At 47.9% G+C, this 16,874-nt stretch carries 15 protein-coding genes; 7 read left to right on the forward strand and 8 right to left on the reverse strand.

The window, feature by feature from the left end:
- The first annotated feature begins 47 nt into the window (after window positions 1–47).
- Genes ACVA6Q_RS12735 through ACVA6Q_RS12760 form a run of 6 tightly spaced genes read left to right on the forward strand, consistent with a single transcriptional unit; the run spans window position 48 to window position 5,923 of the window.
- Window positions 48–752 carry an ABC transporter ATP-binding protein gene (locus tag ACVA6Q_RS12735; protein ID WP_446647753.1) on the forward strand — a complete coding sequence of 235 codons (705 nt, stop codon included), beginning with the start codon at window positions 48–50 and terminating at the stop codon, window positions 750–752.
- Entirely contained in the window at window positions 749–1,987 is a 1,239-nt protein-coding gene (locus ACVA6Q_RS12740; RefSeq protein ID WP_446647754.1) for an ABC transporter permease, read from the forward strand. The genes ACVA6Q_RS12735 and ACVA6Q_RS12740 overlap by 4 nt, the downstream gene beginning before the upstream one ends.
- Window positions 1,980–2,765, forward strand: coding sequence for an outer membrane lipoprotein-sorting protein (locus ACVA6Q_RS12745; RefSeq protein ID WP_446647755.1), 786 nt, complete (start codon window positions 1,980–1,982; stop codon window positions 2,763–2,765). The genes ACVA6Q_RS12740 and ACVA6Q_RS12745 overlap by 8 nt, the downstream gene beginning before the upstream one ends.
- Window positions 2,762–4,102, forward strand: a complete 1,341-nt coding sequence (locus tag ACVA6Q_RS12750) for a hypothetical protein (RefSeq protein ID WP_446647756.1) — start codon at window positions 2,762–2,764, stop codon at window positions 4,100–4,102. The genes ACVA6Q_RS12745 and ACVA6Q_RS12750 overlap by 4 nt, the downstream gene beginning before the upstream one ends.
- Window positions 4,102–5,139 (forward strand): sensor histidine kinase, encoded by a 1,038-nt coding sequence (locus ACVA6Q_RS12755; protein ID WP_446647757.1) that lies wholly within the window; start codon window positions 4,102–4,104, stop codon window positions 5,137–5,139. Before ACVA6Q_RS12750 ends, ACVA6Q_RS12755 begins: the two co-directional genes overlap by 1 nt.
- A 13-nt stretch (window positions 5,140–5,152) precedes the next feature.
- Window positions 5,153–5,923: a LytR/AlgR family response regulator transcription factor gene (locus ACVA6Q_RS12760; protein WP_446647758.1), complete on the forward strand. Its 771-nt coding sequence runs from the start codon at window positions 5,153–5,155 to the stop codon at window positions 5,921–5,923.
- A gap of 5 nt (window positions 5,924–5,928) precedes the next feature.
- On the opposite strand, the gene ACVA6Q_RS12765 is transcribed toward ACVA6Q_RS12760, so the two are convergent.
- Window positions 5,929–6,813 carry a LysR family transcriptional regulator gene (locus tag ACVA6Q_RS12765; RefSeq protein ID WP_353498410.1) on the reverse strand — a complete coding sequence of 295 codons (885 nt, stop codon included), beginning with the start codon at window positions 6,811–6,813 and terminating at the stop codon, window positions 5,929–5,931.
- Window positions 6,814–6,946: 133 nt separating this feature from the next.
- Here ACVA6Q_RS12765 and ACVA6Q_RS12770 point away from each other — a divergent pair, with 133 nt between their 5' ends.
- Window positions 6,947–7,621, forward strand: coding sequence for a type 1 glutamine amidotransferase domain-containing protein (locus ACVA6Q_RS12770; protein WP_446647759.1), 675 nt, complete (start codon window positions 6,947–6,949; stop codon window positions 7,619–7,621).
- Window positions 7,622–7,683: 62 nt separating this feature from the next.
- Here the strand turns inward: ACVA6Q_RS12770 and ACVA6Q_RS12775 are convergent, their stop codons facing one another.
- The 7 genes from ACVA6Q_RS12775 to ACVA6Q_RS12805 all read right to left on the reverse strand — a co-directional run bounded on the left by ACVA6Q_RS12775 (window position 7,684) and on the right by ACVA6Q_RS12805 (window position 16,670).
- The gene (locus tag ACVA6Q_RS12775; protein WP_446647760.1) at window positions 7,684–8,631 is read right to left on the reverse strand and encodes a DUF3179 domain-containing protein; all 948 of its coding nucleotides are present in this window, start codon (window positions 8,629–8,631) and stop codon (window positions 7,684–7,686) included.
- Between the two features lie 64 nt (window positions 8,632–8,695).
- On the reverse strand, window positions 8,696–9,145 hold the full coding sequence (locus ACVA6Q_RS12780; RefSeq protein ID WP_446647761.1) for a DUF1499 domain-containing protein: 450 nt from the start codon (window positions 9,143–9,145) through the stop codon (window positions 8,696–8,698).
- A gap of 124 nt (window positions 9,146–9,269) precedes the next feature.
- Window positions 9,270–9,830 carry a DUF1439 domain-containing protein gene (locus tag ACVA6Q_RS12785; RefSeq protein ID WP_353498406.1) on the reverse strand — a complete coding sequence of 187 codons (561 nt, stop codon included), beginning with the start codon at window positions 9,828–9,830 and terminating at the stop codon, window positions 9,270–9,272.
- 122 nt (window positions 9,831–9,952) lie between these two features.
- Entirely contained in the window at window positions 9,953–11,086 is a 1,134-nt protein-coding gene (nspC, locus tag ACVA6Q_RS12790) for a carboxynorspermidine decarboxylase (protein ID WP_446647762.1), read from the reverse strand.
- Window positions 11,087–11,282: 196 nt separating this feature from the next.
- On the reverse strand, window positions 11,283–12,527 hold the full coding sequence (locus ACVA6Q_RS12795) for a carboxynorspermidine synthase (RefSeq protein ID WP_446647763.1): 1,245 nt from the start codon (window positions 12,525–12,527) through the stop codon (window positions 11,283–11,285).
- Between the two features lie 21 nt (window positions 12,528–12,548).
- A complete protein-coding gene (locus tag ACVA6Q_RS12800; RefSeq protein WP_446647764.1) occupies window positions 12,549–15,446 on the reverse strand; it encodes a diaminobutyrate--2-oxoglutarate transaminase family protein in 2,898 nt (965 codons plus the stop codon).
- Between the two features lie 501 nt (window positions 15,447–15,947).
- On the reverse strand, window positions 15,948–16,670 hold the full coding sequence (locus ACVA6Q_RS12805) for a riboflavin synthase subunit alpha (RefSeq protein ID WP_353498402.1): 723 nt from the start codon (window positions 16,668–16,670) through the stop codon (window positions 15,948–15,950).
- Between the last annotated feature and the right edge of the window lie 204 nt (window positions 16,671–16,874).

Consider the following 16,874-nt stretch of genomic DNA (forward strand, 5'->3'; position numbering starts at 1 on the left):
CAGTAAATTGAACACACACCAATCGAAAAGTATCGCAAGGAGTCGATATGATTACGTTCCATCAACTACTTAAACGCTACATCATGGGTGCAAATCATGTAGAAGCGCTCAAACACATTTCTGGCACGATTCAGACTGGCGAGATCGTTGCCTTGTGTGGGCCGTCAGGGTCAGGGAAAAGTACTCTGCTCAATATCTTAGGGCTACTCGACACCAATTATGATGGCGAGATTTCTTTCGCAGGTAACACCATGAGCAAAGACGGCAAAGCGTTAACCCGTTTTCGCCGTGAGAATATTGGATTTGTGTTCCAGCGCTTTAACCTAATTCCAGTAATGACGGCTCTGGAAAATGTTGCCTACCCACTTATGCTCAACAAAATCTCTTTTCAAGAACGCATGCAAATTGCCGAGCAGTGGCTAGAGCGTGTGGGACTTGGTGAAGTCAAACACCATCGTCCCGACCACCTTTCCGGCGGCCAGCAGCAACGTGTTGCGATAGCTAGAGCTTTGATTCATAGCCCACAGTTGGTCATTGCCGATGAGCCAACCGCCAGCCTAGACAGCAAATCTGCAGGGCAAATCGTGGAGTTAATGAAACAGCTTAGTCATGAACAAGGCACGACTTTCATCGTCGCCACGCACGACAGTCGTATGTCCAGCCGCTGTGACCGCACCATTGAACTGGTCGACGGTAAGCTCTCTTCCACGCCAAACCACCAGCCTGTTGAGCTAAGTAAGGAGATCGCATGATTTCATCACAACTACAGGGCTTTAAAGCCGCGAGCCTATATCTGGTTAGAAACAAGCGCCGCACATTGTTGTCATTGATCATCGTTGCAATTGCTATCTTTGCACTTACTGCGGCAGCGGGTTTTGGGTTGTTTACGTATCAATCACTCGAGCGCTCCACCGCGAATGATGTTGGCCACATCACCTTAAGCCAGCCTGGCTACTTTGAGCGTGAAGAAGAGATGCCACTGCAAAATGGTATCGCTCAGTACCAAACGCTTAACGGACTACTTAGCCAAACGCTCGAAACTAAGGGTATTCAACCTAGGATCTATTTCTCTGGTTTGATTTCCAATGGTCGAAAATCCTCTATTTTTGTCGGCAATGGTGTTGAGCCCAGTGAGTTTGTTCTGCGTGAAGATTTCATTGGTTTGCAAACCGGCAGCGCACTTACCGAGTCCAGCGAAGACGGCATTATGATCGCTAATGAACTGGCCAATAACCTGTCCGTTCGCGTTGGGGACTGGGTAACGTTGCTTGCCACGACAACCGATGGTGTGCTCAATGCGATGGATTTCCAAGTTGTGGGCACCTACAGCACTGGCGTTCCTGAACTTGATAAACGCCAGATTCATGTTCGCCTATCGAGTGCACAGTCACTACTCGCCAGTGACAAAGTCAGCGCCGTATCTATCTACCTAGACGACACCAAACTGACAGACTCCGCCTCAATGGCAGTGACAAAAGCACTCAACAGCGATCCTGCATTTTCAAACTTGCAACTCACCCCATGGTACGAGCGCGCGTTTTTCTACAACAAGGTTCGCGGCCTTTACAACGGCATCTTTGGTGTCCTCGGTATCGTGCTTGGTCTAGTGGTATTTGTGGCGCTGTTTAACACTATGTCGATGACCGTGTCTGAACGTACCCGTGAAATTGGCGCTTTGTCGGCGATGGGCAGTTACCCACGAGAAATCATCGCGATGTTTGTCCGTGAGTCAATACTCATCGGAATAATTGGCAGCGTTGCGGGCGCCCTGTTTGCCTGGCTCACCACCCTGTTCCTTCAAGTTGCCAACATTCAAATGCCACCTCCACCGGGGCGAAGCGAAGGCTACCCACTTGAGCTGGTGTTCTCACTGAACGTTGCTACCTACGCAGGCATCGCTGTCATCATCATCTGCGTATTTGCCGCCTTTATTTCCGCACGCAAAGGCACCAAACGACCTATTACGGAGGCACTTGCTTATGTTTAATTGGATTCGAAAACAACCGCTAGTAATAGCATCACTGGTCACTATCTGCGCCAGCTGGCAAGCACAAGCAATCACTATCTCTAAAGATACCAGCGCTGCTGAGATACTTTCGATCGCCGATGACTATCGCCTAGAAGACGCCGCTTCTAAAGTTGTCACTCAAGTAGCGTTGTATCAAGATGGCGAGCTGGATAAGACTCGCCAGTATGAAGTGTATCTGAGGCCAGAACGCGAATCTTTGGTGCTGTTTAAGTCCAAAGTCGAGCAAGGTCAAAAGATGTTGATGCTTGGTGATAATTACTGGTTAGTCATGCCGAAAAGCCGCAGACCCATCCGCATCACACCGATGCAAAAGCTGTTGGGTGATGCGTCGGTGGGCGATGTCTCCACCCTTACTTGGAGTCAAGATTACACGGGTGAAATCATCTCAGAGCAAAGTGACATTATCGGTGCTGATTCAGAGCCTACGCTGCAGCTATCTCTAAAGGCAAAAACAGCGGGTGCAAGTTATCAGTCCATTGACCTCTGGGTTGAGAAGCAAAGCGGTTTTCCAGTGCGTGCCGACCTCTACCTCACTTCTGGCAAATTGGCCAAAAAGGCTCTGTTTGAATCTGGAGAGCGGGAAGGCCAAAGACGCGTAGTCACTATGGTCTTACTCGACCAAATCCAAACCGACAAAAAGACGGTCATCGACTATCAACAGGTTACGCCGCACCAGCTCGCCGACAAGTACTACAACCCGGCGTACCTATCTAAAAACAAGCGAGTTGAGCTATGAACGCCCAACATAGCTTGGAACATAACTTAGAACATAGCTCAGCTGCACCCAAGCGTATTGCTTGGGTGCCTGCGGCGCTGGTTCTTCTTTTAAACGCAAACATAGCAAACGCAACAGAGTCTTCGTGGGATGAACTCGATATTGAAACCGACTATCAAGTGAACTTACAGTCCATTGGTGGCGGCGACAGTGCATTCTTGCCAGATCAAAGCGATCGCAGCCACGAGCAAGTGAATGCCCTACTCGATATCAATGCGCAGTTTCATTCGTTTAGCGCCAATGTGGCTCTGCTTGGCACATCTCTTTATGACAATGCGCCCAACGGCCATAACCAACGCCAATTCGATGCGGTCATCTCTACGCTGACTTACGAGACCAGCGTAACGCTCGGTGAATCGGAGTGGGACGTACTCATAGGCAAGGCACGTATCGATTGGGGCGTTGGCTATGGCTACCGAGTTCTGGACATTTTCACCCCCTATCGCCGAAACCCAGTAGGAATACAGATAGAAGAAGGTGCGGGCACACTGGCGCTGTCTCACTATGGATTGGAGTCGGAATGGACGCTCATCGCTACCGACTCAAGCTGGAGCCAACTCGACACCTCAGAGTATGGCCGCGCTACCGAACAGCAAGGACTGGGTGGCAAATACTACCGCTTACTGGGCGACCTTGAGCTGCAAATGATTGGCTATTACGACAATGTTCGTCAGGGACTGCTTGGTGGGAGTCTGGTTAATGTATTCAACCAAGCATGGTCAGCACACGCATCGGTTTCTTATTCGCGCCGTTATCAAGGCTATGACATCACACCCAATCAACCGGTGAGACTCACCGAGAAAAACAGTGCCAACCAAGTATTAGTGGGAAGCACATGGTCGCACGAATCCGGCCTGAGTGTGATTGGTGAGTATTGGTATGACTCGCGAGCTTGGAGTCAATCTGAATGGGATAGCGCGTTTCAATATGCCAGCTCTAATGACCCGAAATTTAACCCCATCTCTCAATCATATGCCCTTGGCTACAGCCAGCAAAACATCGTACAGCACAACGTCATGCTGCACGGCCGGCTTGACCCTATTTTCTGGCGTCAGTGGCAATGGAGTAAAGACAGCGACCTACTACGCAGCATGCACCCGCGACTGGATATCATGTTAGCGCCTGAGGATGGCGGCATTATCGCTACTCAGTGGCTCGATTTTGATGTGGTTGATACAGGAGACACCCGTTTTAACCTGGAACTTGCCGCTCGATTCGTGACCGGGGCAACGAATAGCGTGTATGCAAATTTACCTGATACCTATAACATACTAATTAATCTAAAAGGACGTTTCTAATGATGACTATTCCAATGGCAGAGAATGGCTGGGCTCGCTCATTATTGCTCACAACCCTGTTCTGCGCCTTAATCGCGGTGATCACCGCTTCCATTTGGTCTGCACCTTATTACGAAAACCTGATGATAAGCTTAGGCTATGGTTACAGCGCCGTGTTCATGTCTTGGGCGCTTGCTCGTTTTGTGCCGACACTGAATCAGCAGCGCACTCTATCACTCGCCATTACTCTATCAGTAGCGGTCGCGCTCGGTACGGTAAATGCTTATTTTTGGGTGAGTAAATATCCGGGATTCGATGTTTGGAACGGCATAAAACCGATCTTTTTCCTTGGCATTATATTTACCTCAATCTGCTTCTACTTTTTTCATGCTCAAGAGCAGAAAATGAGACTGCAACAAGCTCTAGAGCAAAGCAAACGCAACCAAATTGAACAAGAAAAAGCCTTAGTCGAATCAGAGCTTAAGCAATTGCAAAGTCAAATCGAGCCACACTTTCTGTTCAATACCTTAGCTAATGTTGGTGTGCTCGTTGATGCCAATCCCGAGCAGGCCAAAGTAATGCTCGATAAGCTGACCACACTTCTTCGCGCCAGCATGACAGGCCACCGCAGTAGTCATGTCAGCATCACCTCGGAAATAAAGCTATTGGAAGCCTACCTCGCTATCCAAGAAACGCGTTTAGGTGACAGACTAACGGCAACGTTTGATGTTTCAGATGAAGCCAGCCATCTGATGATCCCGCCATATCTACTGCAACCTCTAGTAGAGAATGCTATCAAGCATGGTATTGAGCCTAGTGTCAAAGGAGGCAATATTGCCATTGAGGCACAAAATAAAGGCAATCAATGCGTAATAAAGGTCGTTGATAACGGATTAGGCCTCTCAGCCAACAGCGACAATGCAGGCCACGGTATTGGGATCAAGAATGCTAAATCACGGCTCAATGCCATGTATCAAGGCCGCGCCACGCTGACCATCACTGAAAACGCACAGGGTGGTGTAACCGCCACCATTACTTTACCGCTCGACGCTCAATAATGTTGGATGAACTATGATAAAAGCACTGATTGCTGACGACGAACCGCTGCTCCGATTCCACCTAGACAAACTGCTCGCAGAGGCTTGGCCTGAACTCGAAGTCGTTGCGAAATGTGAAAACGGCGAACAAGCGCTTTCCGCCATCGAGAAGGAACACATCGATGTCGTGTTTTTGGATATTCAAATGCCGGGAAAAACCGGACTGGATGTGGCGCGCGAGGTCGCTAAACGTTCTTCAAACAGCGATAAACCAGCGCCGCTGATCATCTTTATCACCGCGTTTGATCACTATGCTGTCAGTGCTTTTGAAGCCAATGCTATTGACTACTTACTCAAGCCCATTGATGAAACAAGGCTTATTGATGCATGTGAAAAAGCTAAGTCGCGCTTGTCTTCACATAGCGCAGCCCCAGAGCTTAGCTCGCTCATGGCCAATTTGGAAAAGCTGTCCCTGAATGCCACACCACAGTTCTCAAAGTGGCTTAAAGCCAGTAAGCAGGATGAGATTCATCTGGTGTCGGTCGACGATATCGCCTACTTAAAAGCCGAAGATAAGTACGTGACCTTAATCACCGATGACAAGCGGGAATATGTGCTGCGTAGCAGCATCAAAGAGCTATCAAACCAGCTTGACCCAGACTGTTTTTGGCAAATTCACCGCTCAACGATGATCAATCTTCATAAGCTCGAGAAGGTGAAAAAAGACCTCACCGGAAAAATGAACGCTTATGTGGCTGGAAGCAAACTTCCTGTCAGCCGTGCTTTGCAACACCTTTTCAAGTAGCTGCCTCATTCTTGCCAATCAGCGAAGTAATTCACTAAAAAATCAATCGCCATTCTTGCTCTTACGGGCAAAAATCGGCGATTCTGATAAACAATCCAGCTGCTCGAACCTTTGCCCCAATAGGGCTCTAGAACGGGCGTTAATTTGCCGGTAGATAATGCATCCCCAAAACTGCTTCGAGGCAAATAGGCGATACCCAGCCCCTCTTCACACGCTTGCAGTAATGCGTTTGAGTTGTTGCTTCTCCAACGACCGCTGACTCGAATAGCGCTCATGGGAGTACCTTCTTTCTCAAACTGCCAATGGTCATTATTGGCAATTATGCAGCTATGCTGGGCAAGTTGATTGGGGTGCGTTGGCTCACCGTATTGTGACAAGTACTGCGGACTTGCGGCGGCGGCCATCGGTCTGTCCACTAGCTTTCTTGCCACTAACCCAGAGTCATTCAAACGGCCGTAGCGAATCGCAAAATCAACGCCATCTTCGATGAAGTTCACCATACGGGTATTAAAGTCCATCTCAACCGTGAGTTCTGGATATTGCTTAGCAAACACCATAAGAGCAGGCGCGACATGATTTTCTGCAAATGCACCAGCGGCGCTAACGCGCAACGTGCCACTAAGCTCAATATGTTGAGAAGATAAACGCTCGTTTGCTTGCTGTAAGCCAATGACCAGCTCTTTACATTGCTGGTAATACACCTGTCCGGCATCGGTCAAACTGACCATTCGGGTCGAGCGCGCCAGCAAAGCCACTCCTACCCGCTGTTCCAATCTCGATACTTGGCGACTTACATGGCTTGTGCTGCAACCAAGCTGCTTGGCCGCAGCCGAGAAACCGTGACTTTCCGCAACAGCAACGAACTCATTGATCCCTTCAAAGCTCTCCATAATGACCTCGGCAATGCCTATCTTTGCTATTTAGCAATAATGTTTTTCCTAATTCGCCAATTATCACCCATCTGATTTGCAATTAATGTTAATTCGTACAATAAAAAGCCCGTCTGCTCAAAAGGAATGAATCATGAAAAAAGTACTGATCCCAGTGACCAATCACGCAACGCTAGGTGAAACCGAACAAGCCAACGGTACCTACGCGCCAGAATTAACCCATGCGCTCAGTGAAATCCTAGCCGCAGGGTTTGAGTATGACATCGCCTCAATCAAAGGTGGTCAAGCGCCGCTATATGGCACAGATATCGAAGGTGATAGCGTCAATGCCGAACTGCTGGCAAACGATGACTTTCAAAACCGCATTAACAACACGATTCCAGTCTCGCAAGTCAACGTAGAAGACTACGACGCTATTTTCTATCCAGGTGGTTTTGGTTTGCTGTCTGATCTCGCTACAGACGAGTCTTTCGCAGCAATTGCGGCGAAACACTATGAAAGTGGTGGCATTGTGTCTGCGGTATGTCACGGTCCAGGTGCCCTACTGCCAATCACACTGAGCAATGGTGAAAAGCTGTTGGCCTCTAAGTCAGTGACAGGTTTTACTCGTGAAGAAGAAGTCGACTTTGGTACTATCGATGCTATTCCATTCTTGCTAGAAGAGTCTCTTGCACGTACTGCCAATCGCTACACTAAAGTGCAGCCTTGGCAAGAATTGGTCATCGTTGATGATCGCGTGATCACTGGCCAAAACCCAACAAGCGCCCACGCCGTTGGTAAAGCACTAGTTGAAAGCCTCAGCGAATAAGGTGCGCTACATAAAGCAATAAACAACCAGCCCCAAGTACCCCTGCGTACTTGGGGCTTATTTTAAGATGCACTAAAGACTTGGGTGTCAGGATAAAAGGCATACCAAGCAAACCAAAATAGCAAAGTTGAGGCTAAGGTCTGTCCGTCTTTGTCGGTTATCCAAGCTGACTGGTTATGACTATCCCAGTGAATGGTATAAGTCTGATTACCAAGCAAATACTCAAAACTCATCTTGTCTTGCTTTTCTAACTCGCTGAATGGAAAAGCAACGGCACTATCACCGAGCAGCACACCCAACACCATTTCTTTTTGGTGGTATTGACTTGGGGCTTGATTCGCCACGGGAAAATAGAGATTAGGATGCTCAGCATAACCGGCATAAGGATCGCGCTCGTAGTCACGCCGATATCCTGTTTCCGTCGACAGTACCTTAGTATCAGGGTAACGTTGCAGCCAACTTGACCAACGAGACAGAGACATTGGGATTTGTTTAAGTTTGCTGCCAACCAGCGCCCCTGCAACTGCTTCACCGTGGATTTGCGACCAAAGCGACTCGGTTTCACGGTCATACATCAGCACGTCCGAGCTATACAACAGACCCGACACACCAAACTCTAGCTCAGGCTTTTCATTCCCTTGTGGCTTGCTACTAAACGCCATTCCACTGCCGCAAAGTGGACAGTAGCTCACTAGAACTCGCTCTCCGCCCACAGTATCATTGACGATCTCATGCCAGTTCAGAATATTCAGCGGGTAGGCTTTCGCCTCGCTATTAATCATCAAGCCCAGCACCACATCACGTGGCTTTACGCTTTTTGCGGTCTTGCCTAATTCAAACTTCGGATCAGTAAGCGCAGGAATACCATCCCGAGGCGGTCCTCCACTTTGAATCAAATTCAGAGGTACGGTGGCGTTGCTTAACTCAAAGCCATTAAGGGATTTCGCAAGTCCAAAGGAAGGGGCAAGCAGAAAGAAAACAAATGAAAGTACAGGAAGAATAGAACGCATGTGGCTCTCCTCACAGCAGCAGATAAATAATCAGACCGCCAGTGAGGAGAATCGCTTTCAGAAATCAGCCGTTAGTCTGCTGAAACGCTTTTACAAACTCATCATAGCGCGCACGGTTCACACCTGCATCGCTGTATCCGGTGCGAGACTGAGAGCGGTAGTGCATTACGCCGTTGTCAGCGTCAAAATACAGCTCTACATCATCATGAAAGCGCATCAAAGGCGTGGTAAACACTGCATGAACGTAGTCGCCATTGTCCGTAACAACTTCATTGCGACCCAAGGTTTTAAGCGCTGCCAATGCGCGAGATTTTGCTGTCGCTAAGTCGTCAAACGCGATAGGTGGCACCTGCTTTTCTGGAATATTGGTCTGTGAAGAAACCGCATTTGGAGTAGAAGGCATTCTAGCTAGCTGACCATCATCCACACCTAGATATGACGGCATGCTATTATTTTTGTAAAACATGTAGCCGATAAGAACGAGTATCAGAGTGGTGAAAATTTTGCTGATCATGAAGAGTCCTTTTGCTGTTGGCGGAAAGAGTATCCTCGCGCCATTTTTCCAATTAATTGAATAAATTACCCATAATAGTCCATCCTGGTCAAACCAGATCACTTACTGCTTCAAAAACTTCGATTTACTCAAAAAAATCGATAACCAGTTTATTATTCTCCACTTTCACTTCAGGGCTTGAAGATTTAAGCAGTGATTGCTTTACCGTGGTTTCATCAAGCTGATACACCGGATAGCTCGACACGGCATTACCAATCAACGCGACAGCGGGCTTGATTAGCTGCCTGATCTCCGGGGTTAGCACAGAGCCATCTTCATCTAAGCGCTCTAGTCTAAGTGATTTGAGAAACACCTCACCCGTCTCTTTCTTGTAGCTCGGTATGGCACTAAACTCAATATCCAGATCTAAGTTAATCTCTGGTTGGCTCATCATGTGCAGTTCGGCTGTGGTATTGGCGAACACTGCAACTCTGTCTTTATCGCTGCGTCCAATATTCACTTTTAAGTCATCAACTGACACCTTTGCATACAGCATATCCTCAATTCCTACTGCCTGTTCAAGCTTGAGGTTTTGGTTAAGGTAATCGGTCATCTCTTGCTCAGTAATACTGTAGCTAACGCACCCAGACAGACTTAACAGCACTATGAGTAGCCCAAATAACTTGGCAGAGAATGGTTTCTTCATCAGAAAAGGTTCCTTGAGAAAAGTGAAGCGCATACCGCATATCTTGTTAAAAGATAGGGGCTTATAAAAAAACAGGCAAGCCCAAAGTGCTTGCCTGTGCCATTCAAATGTTCACTAAACGACTAGCTCACGGACCACTGAGACAGTGAACGCTTGAAGTCTTCATAGCCAAACTCGTTAAGTTTTTCGATGTTGCCTGAAGAGCGCTCACAATAGATAGATGGCATCTTCAATCCATTAAACCAGTTCAGTTTCACCATGGTGTAGCCAGCACTATCCATAATGTGTAGCTGCTGACCTACTTTTAGCGGCTCATCAAAATTAGCCACACAGAACTGATCCCCAGCAAGGCAAGAACACGAGCCAATCACATACTCATGCTCACCTTCCGGGTTTGCTTCCAAAATGGATGCCGGCTCATCGTAGATTAAGGTATCCAAACGGTGCGCTTCAGTTGCTGAGTTAACAATGGCGGTTTTCTTGTCATTCTCGACAATGTCCACCACAGTCACCACAAGATCGGTAGTCTTAGTGATGATGGCTTCACCCGGCTCCAGATACATCTGAACACCGTGTTTGTCAGAAAATGCTTTTAGCGCCGCACCAAGCTTTGCAATATCATAGCCAGGCCAAGTAAAGAATACGCCGCCGCCCATACTCACCCAATCGAGTTTGTTGAGATGCTCACCAAACTGCTCTGAAATCGCATCAAGTAAAGCAATAAATGCATCCACATCTTTGTTTTCACAGTTCATGTGGAACATGACGCCACCGATACTATCAAATACAGATGTATCAATATGGTCAGCTTGCACGCCAAGACGAGAATACTTACGCGCAGGATTTGCCAGATCTTGTCCCGCATAGCTAACGCCCGGATTAAGCCTTAGTCCCAAAGACGCTTTACCTTCCACAATATGACGGTAAGCCGCCAACTGAGACTGAGAGTTAAAGATCATCTTGTCACAGATATCCGCGACTTCACGAACATCGTCCTCGGTGTAACCCACACTGTAAGCGTGCGTCTCTCCACCAAAGGTTTCGTGACCCAGTTTTACCTCAAAAGGACCACTGCTGGTTGAGCCATCGAGATAAGGTTTGATGATGTCAAAAACACCCCATGTTGAGAAACACTTCAGTGCGAGAACCAGCTTAACGCCTGATATCTCTTTGAGCTGTTTGGCTTTCTCTAGGTTGTCGATCAGCTTGGATTCGTTGATCATGAAGTATGGGGTTTTTAGTTGGGATTTGTTCATGGTTTGGGTTCCGGGTGATGGTTGGGGGATTTTAGCAGGTTTTTGGGTTGGTGGATTGACCCCTCCTAGCCTCCCCTTATAAAGGGGAGGAACAGACGGCTCGCTGACGCATCGCCTAATATACTAGCGATGCGATAGCGAGCCAGTAGTTCTCCCCCCTTTATAAGGGGGAGCTAGAGGGGGTGCTCTTAAACCCCTACTTCAAAACCTGAATATCCGGCGACCCAACTTCCAATTCTTGAACATGCCAGTCCAAGCCAATCTCTGGCATTGTCTCCAAGAACGGATCTGGGTCTAGCTGTTCCATGTTAAACACACCAGCCTCAGCCCACTTGCCGCGGAAATACTGAAGTGCCGCAGTAATAGCCGGAACACCCGTCGTGTAAGAAATCGCTTGGTGTTCAACGTCTTCATACGCCACTTCGTGGTCAGCGTTGTTGTAGATAAATACTGAACGCTCTTTACCGTCTTTCTTGCCTTGAACCCAAGTACCGATACAGGTTTTACCTGTGTAGCCCGGTGCTAGAGAGGTTGGGTCTGGCAGTAGTGCTTTAAGCACGTGCAGTGGCTGTACGACTGTACCGTCGTGCAGTGTTAGCGGGTCTGGGCTTAGTAGGCCGATATCGCGCATGCAGTTGAAGTAGTTTAGGTAGCTGTCACCGAAACCCATCCAAAACTCAATACGTTTCGCTGGGATAAACTCTTGCATTGAACGCACTTCATCGTGCGCCATAGAGTAAACCTTGTGCTTACCTACTAGTGGGAAATCAAATTCAAGCATGCGAGAGTGACATTCCACTTGTTTCCACTCACCGTTTTCCCAGTAGAAAGAGTCGCCTTGGATTTCAAGCATGTTGGTTTCTGGGTCGAAGTTGGTTGCAAACTTCTTACCGTGGTCACCGGCGTTTACGTCCATCACATCGATGGTATCGATCTCATCGAACAAGTGCTTCACAGCGTACGCCGCAAATACACTTACTACACCTGGATCAAAACCCGCACCTAGGATGCCTGTGATACCTGCTTCTTTGAATTTGTCGCGGAAGCCCCACTGCCAATCGTAAGCTTGCGGTACTTGCTGACCTTCAGAACAGAGATCAACTGCAACCGATGTATCTAGGTAAGACACCTTCGCTTGCAGACACGCTTCCATGATGGTGATGTTCACCCAAGGAGGTCCAGCGTTGATCACGAGATCCGGTTTTACTTCATTGATCAAAGCAACAAGCGCTTCAACGTCGTCCGCATTAACGGCACGCGCTTCCAGCTTTTTACCTGGATCTTTAAGGTTATTTTTGCCCTTGATTGACTCGATGATTTTTTCGCATTTCGCTACCGTGCGTGAAGCGATAGTGATATCACCCAATACATCGTTGTTTTGAGCCGCTTTGTGTGCGACTACCCAACCAACACCACCAGCACCAATTTGTAGAATTGCCATTTGTTTTGTTTCCTTTTTCTCTTAGTGAGAGTTAGTTAGCTCAAGGGCTAATTGATGAATATTGTTTAGAAGCGCCTCAAAATCCGATAGCTTCAAGCAAGGGTTTAGAATCGTAAATTTCAGTGCCGAATGACCGTTTACGACGGTTTCCCCTAGTACCGCCACACCGCGAGTTAGCGCTTCGATACGAATCGTTTTATTGAGTTGCTCTAAGTCAGCGGCTTCTGTGTTTGTCGCCCTAAAGAGTACAGTCGATAGAGACGGCTTAGCCAACAGCTCAAACTGAGGGTGAGCTTCGACCAACTGGGCCACTTGCTGAGTTTGATCCATCAGATGATCGTACATCTCACCTAACGCATCTGGGCCGACGTTTTGCATCGTCATAAAGACTTTCAGAGCATCAAAACGCTTGGTTGTTGCGATAGATTTATCAACCAAGTTAGGCAGCTCGTCATGTTCGCGATTGAGGTAATCAGCATGATGAAGCAGGTATTTGAAGTTAGCTTTGTCTTTAACAAGCAGTGAGCCACAGCTGATGGTTTGATAGAACAGCTTATGGAAATCAACACTCACGGAATCGGCTTTTTCGATGCCTTGGAGCTTATCTTTATGACTGCTCAAAATCAGAGCGCCGCCATAAGCACTATCAACATGGAACCAAAGACCAAACTGAGCGGCGATATCGGCAAGGGCAGCTAGGTCATCAATCGCGCCGTGGTCTGTAGTGCCAGCGGTGCCAACCAATGCAAACGGGATGAGTCCTTCTTCCTTAAGTGCTGTGATATCAGCGAGCAAGGCATCTGTCTTAATCGTGCCATTGTCGTGAGTTGCTACGCAGTGCACCGCTTTTTCACCAAGACCAAGCAGTGACGCTGACTTTTGTACCGTGAAGTGTGACTTGTCTGAGCATACGATACGCAGTTTATCGGCGTAGTTTGGCAGACCCAGTTTCTGAATAGAGTGACCGTCAGTGATGTCCGCAATACGGTCGCGAGCGAGCAGCAAACCCATCAAGTTACTTTGCGTACCGCCACTGGTGAAAATGCCATCCGCATTTTCACCAAGCTCATAACGCTCGCACAGCCAGTTCAGCACCTTTTGCTCAACATACGTTGCTGCAGATGCTTGATCCCAAGAATCCATTGACTGGTTTAGCGCCGCAATCATGGCTTCTGCTGCTACCGCAGGCATCAGCGGAGGCGTGTGCAAATGAGCAATACAGTCTGGGTGTTGAGTGAAGATTGAGTGCTCAGCAACAAGTCCTGCTGTTTCATCCACAACGCTTTGTAGGCTGTTGTTTTGACTATCAAGATTGACGTCATTGATAAGGTGTTCGAGCGTTTTCGGATCCAACCCAGAGTATGGTTTGCTGACCTTCTCAAACACTTCTTTCATCGCTTGAGTGGTGTGATTCATCACCTGGGCAAACTCAGTGGCACCTTGCTCACCAGTATGGATGAAGTGCTTTCGCCAGCTAGATTCCTTCGCCTCTTGCTCGGTTTTCTCGCCGCCGCCAGCAACAATGATCGCCTCTTCGATAGTGCGCAGCGCAAAGTCAATCTGCTCAAAGCTGATGATGAGTGGTGGCAGAAAACGAATGACTGAGCCGTCACGACCACCTTTTTCAACCATTAGACCGCGCTCGAGCGCAGCGCGTTGAATCGCGAGTGTCAGCTCGCCATCAGCAACAGGCTCACCAAACTTGTTGTGTTCGCCGCTTGGTTTAACGATTTCAACGCCTAGCATCAGGCCTTTGCCGCGAACTTCGGCAATGCAGTTCACGCGATCTTTGATTTTGTTTAGACCAAGGCGCAGATATTCGCCTGCAATACTGGCGTGCTCGACAAGGTTATCTCGCTCGATGATCTCAAGCGCTTTCGCACCCGACACCATCGCTAATTGGTTACCACGGAATGTCCCTGTGTGTTCACCAGCATTCCAGGTATCGACACTTTTGTTGAACACCAAGATCGACATTGGCAAACCGCCACCAATCGCTTTGGAAAGACAAAGGATATCTGGGCTGATTCCCGCTTCTTCGAAGGCAAATCGGTAACCCGTTTTACCCACACCGCACTGGATCTCATCCAGAATCAGTAGAATTTCATGTTCATCACAGATCCTGCGCAGCTCTTTGAGCCAAAACGCCGGAGCCGGGATCACGCCACCTTCACCTTGCACTGGCTCAACAATGATTGCCGCAGGTTTCATGATGCCTGCTTCGTCGTCATTGAGAAGACGCTCAATGTAGCGAATGCTTTGCTTAGCGCCCGCATCACCACCGAGTCCAAACGGACAACGCAGACTGTACGGGAATGGCATAAAGTGCACATCGGACATCAGTCCGGTGCGACGCGCCTTAGTACCAAGATTACCCATCATGCCCATGGTGCCATTCGTCATGCCATGATACGCACCGCGGAAGGCAAACATGGTGTTGCGACCGGTAGTTTGCTTGGCAAGCTTGATGGCCGCCTCCACTGCGTCAGCCCCAGAAGGGCCGCAAAACTGAATCACTGAATCCACAGCAAACTGCTCTGGCAGGAAGCCTTTTACGCGTTTGATAAAGCGGTCTTTAGCTTCTGTAGTGATATCGAGCGTTTGGTATGGCAGACCAGAATCTAGCTGCTCTTTTAGAGCTTGGTTTATTTCAGGGTGGTTATACCCCATCGCCAAGGTGCCTGCACCGGCTAAACAGTCTAAGAAGATTTGACCACGAGTATCTTCCACTAAGGCACCATAAGCGCGCTTAATGGCAATCGGAAGACGTCGCGGATACGAACGTACTTCTGATTCATGCTCAGCTTGGTCTAGTAGAACTTGATCTGGGGTCAGATCGTAGGTGCCTTCGACATGCGGAACTTGCACGGAAATCGAAGACGCGAATTCTTTGGAATCAAATTCGAATGCTGTACTCATTTACTTGTAACCTGATTTTACGCGCACAGAATTGGCTGTTACGCGAACAACAAAACGAGCCCCACCTGAATAACAGATGTGACGAAGCCCAACGCAATCGCGCTAGGAAAATAGATCGATGTTGAGAATCAAGGCTCTGTGATACTACGGTTTACGCGCAATACACAGTTTGGAAGTACAAAGCTGATTTTTGAGTGAGAGTTAATGTGTTTCAATGTTGGGTTTCCCATAAATATGCCTGTCCAGGCATCAGTATCCCGTCTACTGATTATTGGCATAATCAGTACCTACCCTACGTCGTATCACAATCAGCTTGAATGGTTACGACGCGTATCCCCCAGATTCATTCCGAGATTGGGCGGGAAAGTAACATAAAACTCATTATCATCGCAACCGTTTTATCAGTGGAAGTATTGTTCAATTTATAAAGCATTTGTTAACGATATCAAACCTATACCATAAAAAAAGCCGCCTCGTTGGAGGCGGCTTTTTTTAACATGTTTACTGATCTTTCTTATCGCTCAAGCTCTTAGTAGTAGCATGGCCAATCGCGTCTACATCCACACCATTCTGCTCTAAGAACTTTTCAAACATAGGTAGAAGCGGCCCTAATGTTTCTGCGATAGTGTCTCGCACCGTATCGACGACAACTTGCGTACCGCGCTCAATCTCGATATTAACGTCATCGCCCACACCCTTGCCTTCAAAAGTCGTCATGCGGCGAGTCTCTGGGATAAGCCAAACATCGAACCAGCCCTCTTGTTTATCGACCTCAGACACAGTCAAACTCGCGCCATTGATTGCGATATAACCCTTAGGGAATACATAAGGTTTCCACTCTTTGGGCAGTTGGAATTTGATGCGATAGTTGTCTTCTTGCTGTTCTACGGCCACTAGAGGCGTTTTAAAGTCCACATGCCCCGATAGCGGGTGACCACCAATTTCCGCACCATCTTTAGCCGCACGTTCAACATTGATTACTTGCCCTTGTTCAAATGAACTCAGTGTGGTGATGTTAAGACTCTGCAGCATGACATCGAACGATAAACGCTTGTCGGTTTGGATCTCGGTTACCGTTAGGCAGACACCATCCACAGCAATACTAGCGCCAATTTCGACATCGACACAAAAGCCTTCTTCAAAATCAATTTCAAAAGTACGGATACCATTAAGATCTGTAATTTTATCAATGGTGGCGACGGATTGAATAATACCGGTAAACATAGAGGCCTCGATTAACGATTAGAGTGCTTTTAGTACGGACATCATTGCAAAAAGAATCAGTAAGATAAAGGCTAAAAGTGGAAAAGTACCAGAACGAGAAAACCCCAGCATTTCTGCTGGGGTTTTAATTTGGAGCGACACACGAGGTTCGAACTCGTGACCTCAACCTTGGCAAGGTTGCGCTCTACCAACTGAGCTAGTGTC

The organism is Vibrio sp. DNB22_10_4 (assembly GCF_052879755.1).

Excerpts from the sequence above, each read along its gene's own strand:
- ACVA6Q_RS12755 (WP_446647757.1), top strand. The coding sequence starts at position 4,102 with ATGATGACTATTCCAATGGCAGAGAATGGCTGGGCTCGCTCATTATTG.
- ACVA6Q_RS12800 (WP_446647764.1), bottom strand. The coding sequence starts at position 15,446 with ATGAGTACAGCATTCGAATTTGATTCCAAAGAATTCGCGTCTTCGATT.
- nspC (WP_446647762.1), bottom strand. The coding sequence starts at position 11,086 with ATGAACAAATCCCAACTAAAAACCCCATACTTCATGATCAACGAATCC.
- ACVA6Q_RS12805 (WP_353498402.1), bottom strand. The coding sequence starts at position 16,670 with ATGTTTACCGGTATTATTCAATCCGTCGCCACCATTGATAAAATTACA.
- ACVA6Q_RS12760 (WP_446647758.1), top strand. The coding sequence starts at position 5,153 with ATGATAAAAGCACTGATTGCTGACGACGAACCGCTGCTCCGATTCCAC.
- ACVA6Q_RS12750 (WP_446647756.1), top strand. The coding sequence starts at position 2,762 with ATGAACGCCCAACATAGCTTGGAACATAACTTAGAACATAGCTCAGCT.
- ACVA6Q_RS12785 (WP_353498406.1), bottom strand. The coding sequence starts at position 9,830 with ATGAAGAAACCATTCTCTGCCAAGTTATTTGGGCTACTCATAGTGCTG.
- ACVA6Q_RS12775 (WP_446647760.1), bottom strand. The coding sequence starts at position 8,631 with ATGCGTTCTATTCTTCCTGTACTTTCATTTGTTTTCTTTCTGCTTGCC.
- ACVA6Q_RS12740 (WP_446647754.1), top strand. The coding sequence starts at position 749 with ATGATTTCATCACAACTACAGGGCTTTAAAGCCGCGAGCCTATATCTG.
- ACVA6Q_RS12765 (WP_353498410.1), bottom strand. The coding sequence starts at position 6,813 with ATGGAGAGCTTTGAAGGGATCAATGAGTTCGTTGCTGTTGCGGAAAGT.
- ACVA6Q_RS12770 (WP_446647759.1), top strand. The coding sequence starts at position 6,947 with ATGAAAAAAGTACTGATCCCAGTGACCAATCACGCAACGCTAGGTGAA.
- ACVA6Q_RS12745 (WP_446647755.1), top strand. The coding sequence starts at position 1,980 with ATGTTTAATTGGATTCGAAAACAACCGCTAGTAATAGCATCACTGGTC.
- ACVA6Q_RS12735 (WP_446647753.1), top strand. The coding sequence starts at position 48 with ATGATTACGTTCCATCAACTACTTAAACGCTACATCATGGGTGCAAAT.
- ACVA6Q_RS12780 (WP_446647761.1), bottom strand. The coding sequence starts at position 9,145 with ATGATCAGCAAAATTTTCACCACTCTGATACTCGTTCTTATCGGCTAC.
- ACVA6Q_RS12795 (WP_446647763.1), bottom strand. The coding sequence starts at position 12,527 with ATGGCAATTCTACAAATTGGTGCTGGTGGTGTTGGTTGGGTAGTCGCA.